The 6,195-nt window shown below is 65.8% G+C and carries 8 protein-coding genes; 2 read left to right on the plus strand and 6 right to left on the minus strand.

Annotated elements, in window-relative coordinates; genetic code table 11:
* Position 1 precedes the first annotated feature (1 nt).
* From uraH (E1J61_RS14430) to E1J61_RS14440, 3 genes are read right to left on the minus strand one after another with little or no spacing between them, the layout of a single operon-like run.
* Positions 2-337, minus strand: a complete 336-nt coding sequence (gene uraH, locus E1J61_RS14430) for a hydroxyisourate hydrolase (protein WP_133094709.1) — start codon at positions 335-337, stop codon at positions 2-4.
* 27 nt (positions 338-364) lie between these two features.
* Positions 365-886, minus strand: a complete 522-nt coding sequence (uraH, locus tag E1J61_RS14435; RefSeq protein ID WP_133094710.1) for a hydroxyisourate hydrolase — start codon at positions 884-886, stop codon at positions 365-367.
* A 1-nt stretch (position 887) separates the two neighbouring features.
* On the minus strand, positions 888-2,228 hold the full coding sequence (locus E1J61_RS14440; protein WP_133094711.1) for an MFS transporter: 1,341 nt from the start codon (positions 2,226-2,228) through the stop codon (positions 888-890).
* A gap of 411 nt (positions 2,229-2,639) precedes the next feature.
* On the opposite strand from E1J61_RS14440, the gene E1J61_RS14445 reads away from it, so the two are divergent.
* Positions 2,640-3,596: a LysR family transcriptional regulator gene (locus tag E1J61_RS14445; protein WP_133094712.1), complete on the plus strand. Its 957-nt coding sequence runs from the start codon at positions 2,640-2,642 to the stop codon at positions 3,594-3,596.
* 130 nt (positions 3,597-3,726) lie between these two features.
* Positions 3,727-4,251 carry a 2-oxo-4-hydroxy-4-carboxy-5-ureidoimidazoline decarboxylase gene (gene uraD, locus E1J61_RS14450; RefSeq protein ID WP_133094713.1) on the plus strand — a complete coding sequence of 175 codons (525 nt, stop codon included), beginning with the start codon at positions 3,727-3,729 and terminating at the stop codon, positions 4,249-4,251.
* Here the strand turns inward: uraD and E1J61_RS14455 are convergent.
* The 3 genes from E1J61_RS14455 to E1J61_RS14465 form a co-directional block, all read right to left on the minus strand.
* Positions 4,235-4,501, minus strand: a complete 267-nt coding sequence (locus tag E1J61_RS14455) for a hypothetical protein (RefSeq protein ID WP_133094714.1) — start codon at positions 4,499-4,501, stop codon at positions 4,235-4,237. The two genes, uraD and E1J61_RS14455, sit on opposite strands and share 17 nt — an antisense overlap.
* 106 nt (positions 4,502-4,607) lie before the next feature.
* The gene (locus E1J61_RS14460; RefSeq protein ID WP_133094715.1) at positions 4,608-5,063 is read right to left on the minus strand and encodes a toxin-activating lysine-acyltransferase; all 456 of its coding nucleotides are present in this window, start codon (positions 5,061-5,063) and stop codon (positions 4,608-4,610) included.
* On the minus strand, positions 5,060-6,195 hold a 1,136-nt coding region (locus E1J61_RS14465), incomplete at its 5' end, for a TolC family outer membrane protein (protein ID WP_133094716.1). The genes E1J61_RS14465 and E1J61_RS14460, both read right to left, overlap by 4 nt.

Genomic DNA, 6,195 nt, shown 5'->3' on the forward strand with positions numbered 1-6,195 from the left:
TTCAGCTGCCCCGGTAGGTGCCGAAGCTCCACGGCGAGCACAGCAGCGGCACGTGGTAGTGCTGCGCGGCGTCCGCGATGGTGAAGCGCACGGGCACGATGTCGGCGAACGTGTCCGGCGTCCTGAAATAATCCGCCACCCAGAAACGCAGCTCGAAGTCGCCGGTGCGGGCCTGGGCGGCGGGCAGCATGGGCGAGTCAGTGCGGCCGTCGTTGTTGGTGCGCGCCTTTGCGATCAGTTTCGGGGGCTGCGTGCCGACGTCGAACAGTTCGATGTGCATGCCGGCAATCGGCTTGCCGAGCGATACGTCGAGCACGTGGGTGCTGATGCCTGCCATGGTCTGTCTCCTTTCAGTGCGACGGCATCAGCTGCCGCGGTAGTAGTTGTAACTCCACGGCCCGAACAGCACGGGCAGGTGGATGCGCTGGCTGGCGTCCGTCACGCGCAGGCGCAGCGGGATCTTCGACAGGAACAGCGGCTGCGGCAGGCTGGCCTTGCGGGCCGCGAAATACTCGTCCACGTGCAGCACCAGTTCGTAGGTGCCGGTGCGGTAGGCATCGCCGAGCAGCAACGGCGGTTCGCTGCGGCCGTTGGCGGCGAGCGTCACCGTCTGCAGCAGGCGTGGCTGTCCGTTCTCGACGCGGTACATGTCCACGCGCATGCCGGCGGCGGGCGTGCCGTGCCAGGTGTCGAGCGCGTGCATGGTCAGCCGGGGGCTGAGGCCGCCCTGCTGCACCGGGCCCGCGGTCTGGTTGGGTGCGGGCGCCGTTGCCGGGCCGGCGGCCAGTGCGTTGCCGGCCAGCAGCGCACTGCCTCCCAGCGTGATCGATTGCAGGCCAAAGCGGCGGCGGGCGGCATTGAAGCCGGGATCGTGATCGTCGTGCATGTCAGGCCTCGCGCTTGTGATGGAGACGGCGGATGCCGAACACAACCAGCACCGCAGCCAGGATTTCGATGGCGGCCACCAGGTACAGGCCGCTGCTGACCGTGCCGGTCGCGGTCTTGATCAGGCCCATCACATAGGGCGCGCCAAAGCCGGCGAGGTTAGAGACAGAGTTGATCAGGGCCACGCCCACCGCGGCGGCGCTGCCCGCCAGGTAGCGGTTGGGCAGTTGCCAGAACACGGGGATGGCGCTCATGGTGCCGACCAGCGCGGCGGTCATGGCCAGCAAGGTGATCACCGGCGACAGCGCCTGCGCGCCCAGCATCACGGCCAGCACGGCCATCGCTGCCCCGCCGGTCAGCGCGGCGCCGCTGAAGTGCCAGCGCACCTCGTTGCGGCGGTCGGAGTGGGCGCCGTTGGCGATCATGCCGATCGCGCCGCAGAGGTAGGCCACCGCCGCGATCCAGCCCACCGCCATGGGCGTGGTGAAGCCCACTTCCTTGATGATGGTCGGGATCCAGAATGTCAGCGTGGAGTTGGCGCACAGCAGGCAGAAGAAGATGGCGATCAGCAGCCACACCTTGCGGTTGGTGAACAGCGTGCGCCAGTCGTGCCCACGCTCGCCCATGGCGGCGTTGTCGCGCTTCAGGGCATCGAGCACCACGCGCTTCTCGTGGTCGCTCAGCCAGCTGGCCTGCTCCGGCTTGTCGGTCATGTAGAACCATGCAAAGATGCCGGCCAGCACGGACGGGATGCCTTCGAGGATAAACAGCCATTGCCAGCCATGCATGCCGTGCACGCCGCCCATCGAGGTCATGATCCAGCCGGCCAGCGGGCCGCCGAGCACACCAGCGATGGCCGATGCCGACATGAAGGTGCCGAAGGCGCGGGCGCGCCGCTCGGACGGATACCAGTAGGTCAGGTAGAGGATCACGCCGGGATAGAAGCCCGCCTCGAACGCCCCCAGCAGGAAGCGCAGGATATAGAACTGCGTTGGCGTGGTGACATAGGTCTGCAGCATGCAGATCACGCCCCAGCAGATGGTGATGCGCATGATGGTCTTCTTGGCGCCGATCTTCTGCAGCAGCATGTTCGACGGCACTTCGAAGAAGAAATACCCGAGGAAGAAGATGCCGGCGCCCAGGCCATACACCGCTTCGCTGAATCGCAGCGAATCCAGCATCTGCAGCTTGGCGAAGCCGATGTTGACGCGGTCCAGCCACGCCAGCACCCACAGCACGCCAAGAAATGGCAGCAGGCGCCACGACACCTTGCGGAAGACGCTGGCTTCCGCATCGTCCGCCGTGCCGGCGAACAGCGGAACGCCCTGTTTTGTAATGGACATGGAGTCTCCTGTCTTGTCGGTTTGTGTGGTGCGGCCGTTGCCGCGGGGATGCTGCGGCGTCGGCCTTCCGTCTGGATTGGGTGCAAGTATAGGAACGCGCCCGGAATGCGGAACGGGAGGGCTGGTATAGGCCCTATATCAGCTTGGATATGGCCCGGAAAGCCTTGCCTGGAGCGGGTTTCCGGTCATTTGTCGGGTCCCTTGGCAGACCTATGGATTACCCTAGGGCGCCGGCTTTGCCACCCTGCGCGGGGCACCGGTGGGCAGCATTCCCGCCCGCGTGCGGGTTCGACCGCGTTGCCGTGCGGTGCGCAAAAGGCTACAAAGCCGCCATGGGCAGCACGTAACATGCGACGGTTGCGCCGCCGGCTGCCCACGCCTACTTACCGACCAGAACGCCCGAGACTCCGCATGATCCGCGCCGACGACCCCTTTGATACCTACCTGCTGCGCGTGCTGTGCATCCTGATTGCCGAGCAGAGCGTCTCGCGCACCGCCATCCGCCTGAACCAGTCGCAGCCGGCAATCAGCTCGGCGCTCAAGCGGCTGCGCGCAATCTTCAACGACCCGCTGCTCACGCGTGAGAAGAACGTGATGGTGCCAACCGAGCGCGCCCTGCAGATCGCCCGCAACGCGCAGGCGGCGCTGAGCGCGCTGGACAACCTGCTGGTGTCGGACGACCGCTTCGACCCCGCCACCACCGAGCAGAGCTTTACCGTAGCCATGCCGGACTACCTCGCGCCGCCCTTCTTTGCCCACGTGGTGCGGGAGTTCCGCCGCGTGGCGCCGCACGCGCGGCTCGCGGCGATTCCGCTGACCGCCACTTTCGACTATGAGCAGGCGCTGTCCGAGGGCGCCATCGATATCGTGATCGGCAACTGGCCCAATCCGCCCGAGCACCTGCACCTGTCGGTATTGCTGGAAGACGAAGTGGTCTGCATGGTGGCGCGGGACAGCGTGCATAACCAGCCGGGCAAGTTCACCGCGCAGGCCTACCTGGGCGCTGCGCATATCGTGCCCACGCCCTACTCGCGCGACCAGCGCGGGCTGGTCGACACGGGCCTGAGCACGATGCGCGTGCACCGCGACAACCGCGTGAGCTGCCCCTACTTCAACCTCGCGCCGAGCCTGATCCCGGATACTGACCTGATCCTGACCACTGGCCGCCACTTTGCCAACTATCACGCGCAGCACGTGCCGGTGGCGGTGCTCAGGCCGCCGATCGAATTCCCGTTCATGCGCTTCTACCAGCTGTGGCATCCCGCGCGCCACCGCTCGGCCGCGCATGCGTGGCTGCGCGGCATGCTGACGGCGGCGTCGCAGGCGCTGCGTGACCTGCGTGACCTGGGCGCTGCCGGACGCGCCTAGCGGTATCGGATTCTGTTATGCGTCCTATACGGCCGGGCCCCTCGCCGCGGCCATGCCTGCTTTCTATACTCGGCCCGTATTCGGTTTCCATGCCCGGCCCACTGCGGCGGGCCTTACGGGAGAGCAGTCCATGTCACAGTCACTCGATCTAGCGCCGGTCAATGCGCTGGACCAGTCCGGCTTCACGCAAGCGTTCGGCAGTGTGTTCGAACATTTTCCGCTGGCCGCCGAACGCGCCTGGGCGCAGCGGCCCTTTGCCTCGGCCAGCGCGCTGCACGATGCGATGATGGATGTCATCCGCAAGCTGGATGCGAAAGCCCAGTGCGACTTCCTCAACCTGCACCCGATGCTGTCCGCCGGCAATATCCGCTCCGGCACCATGACGGCGGATTCCAATGCCGAGCAGAAGAGTGCGGGGCTGGACGCGATGTCGGCGCAGCAGGAAGCCACGCTCGACCGCATGAATGCCGCTTACCACGCGCGGCACGGCTTTCCGTTCATCATCTGCGTGCGGCACTACACGCGCGAAGGCATCTTCGCCGCGCTGGAACGCCGTATCGACCGCAGCACGCAGCTGGAGCTGGACGAGGCGCTGGCGCAGATCGGCGCGATCACGCGCGGGCGGCTGCAGGCACGGCTCAGTACGCTGGCCTGAATGCCGTGACGGGTGCGGGACGCAGGCCATCAGGCGATCCAGGCCAGCCGCGCGTCCCGGCTTTCAGCGCTGCGCGCCGCGGCTTTGCGCCATCCATGCCTCGAAGGTGTTCCTGCCCAGCCAGGCTGGCACCTTCCGGCACCAGCGTACCTTCCTTGAGTTCGGCGCCGAAATACCGGGCTTCCGGATCCGTCACGACCTTGCGCGGATCTTCAGTGGCCTTGAGGTAGCGCTGCACCAGTTCGTCCATGCGGAATCGTTCGGGGAGCCGAAAATTCCGCAACTCTGGCGTGGCGGCTTCTTGTTTCGACAACAGGATCTTGCACAGGGATGGCGCGGGTGGAGTGCACGGCCAACTACAGCGTGACGACCGTAGCAGAGGAAGACGTCTCGTAGGCAACCTGATGAATTACCTTTCCCGCCAGCGCTGTCTGCCTCAGATCCGCCAGCACTTCCGAGGCGCCGCCGTAGGGTGCGATCAAGTCAATCAGGAAGACCTGGTCACCCGACTTCCAGTCGCCGGGCGCCAAGTGGAACGGCGGGCGCGCATAGCGTTCTATCACCGCTTCCGACAGGTAGGCCCAGGTCACAAACGCGGTAGGCATCTCGCCTTTCATGTAGAGCTTGGCCTGCTCGAGCACAAGCGGAGGCATGACGCGCCATTCCAGGTCAGCGAAGAACGCGTGGCGGGTCGAGGGGTTGTTCATCATCAGCCAGGACACGGGCCCAAGTAGCGGGATCTTCTTGATGACGCGCTGGGCCTGCTCGGCGGCGAATTTGGCCAGTTGCTCGGTGTTGGTAGGGGTCGTCATTGGGTTCTTACGTTCGGTGATTTGGTGGCGTTCGATGCGGCTGGCATGGCAGGCACCGCTGGTGTGGTCTGACTGGCATCCTCAGTCAGCAAGGCATTGACGGCAACGACGTCGCCTTCTGCCAGCGTGCCTGCGGCAGATTTCAAGCGTAACCCCTGCAGGATGGTGTCATAGCGCGCCCTTGCCAGGTCGCGCTGCGCGGCAAAGAGCTGCTGCTCGGCGTTGAGCACATCGATGGTGACGCGCGTGCCGATCCGGTAGCCGATCTTGTTGGCGTTCACCGAATCCAGGCTCGAAGTGACCGCCGAAGTCAGCGCCTCCACTTGCGACAGGCCGCTGGTGACGCCGCCGAAGGCCTGCCGCGCCTGCGTGGCAGCCTGGCGCCGTGCCGCTTCCAGTTCCGCGCGGCTCTTGTATCGGTGGGCAATGGCTTCCGACACCCGAGAATTGACTGCGCCGCCCTGGTAGATGGGGATGGTCAGCTGCAGGCCAATGGTGCCGGATTTGACCCGGTTCTCGATATCGGCCGGCGAGGTCATGGACCCGGACGTGTAGTTCCGGCCATAGCCAGCGGTGAAATCGAGCGTCGGCAGGTGGGCCGCCCGGTTCTTGGACACTTCCTTCTCGGCCACTTCCACCGCAGCCAATTGCGTGCGCACTGCGGGATTGTTCTGGCGCGCACTGCCCATCCAAGCGCCAACGTCTGCCGGCTGGGGCGCTGGCAGGCTGACATCGGTCCGGAGGCCGGCCAGCGGGTCGGGCAATGGCCCAATCAGCTTTTCCAGCTCAGCCTGCCGGGATTCCTTGTCGTTCAGCGCCTGCACCAGCTGAGACCGCCCGAGATCATGTCGGGACTGCGCCTCGTACACATCGGTGATCGTTGCCTCGCCCACGTCGTAGCGGTGCTTGGCCAGCACACGCTGCTGTTCCACCGCACGCAGCTGCGCCTTGGCGACCGTTACACTGTCGCGTGCCGTCAGCACGTCAAAGTACGCCTGTGCCGTGCGCAAGATCAGGTCGCTCTCGGCCTGCGCAAACTGCGCCTCGGCCTGCTCGACTTGCGCGCCAGCTTGCGCGATGCCAATCCAGTTGGCGACGCGCACGACCGGCTGCGACAGCTGCAGGTTCCACG

The organism is Cupriavidus sp. L7L (genome assembly GCF_004353535.1).
In the GTDB taxonomy this organism is placed as follows: domain Bacteria; phylum Pseudomonadota; class Gammaproteobacteria; order Burkholderiales; family Burkholderiaceae; genus Cupriavidus; species Cupriavidus oxalaticus_A.

Excerpts from the sequence above, each read along its gene's own strand:
- uraH (WP_133094709.1), bottom strand. The coding sequence starts at position 337 with ATGGCAGGCATCAGCACCCACGTGCTCGACGTATCGCTCGGCAAGCCG.
- uraH (WP_133094710.1), bottom strand. The coding sequence starts at position 886 with ATGCACGACGATCACGATCCCGGCTTCAATGCCGCCCGCCGCCGCTTT.
- E1J61_RS14440 (WP_133094711.1), bottom strand. The coding sequence starts at position 2,228 with ATGTCCATTACAAAACAGGGCGTTCCGCTGTTCGCCGGCACGGCGGAC.
- E1J61_RS14445 (WP_133094712.1), top strand. The coding sequence starts at position 2,640 with ATGATCCGCGCCGACGACCCCTTTGATACCTACCTGCTGCGCGTGCTG.
- uraD (WP_133094713.1), top strand. The coding sequence starts at position 3,727 with ATGTCACAGTCACTCGATCTAGCGCCGGTCAATGCGCTGGACCAGTCC.
- E1J61_RS14455 (WP_133094714.1), bottom strand. The coding sequence starts at position 4,501 with ATGGACGAACTGGTGCAGCGCTACCTCAAGGCCACTGAAGATCCGCGC.
- E1J61_RS14460 (WP_133094715.1), bottom strand. The coding sequence starts at position 5,063 with ATGACGACCCCTACCAACACCGAGCAACTGGCCAAATTCGCCGCCGAG.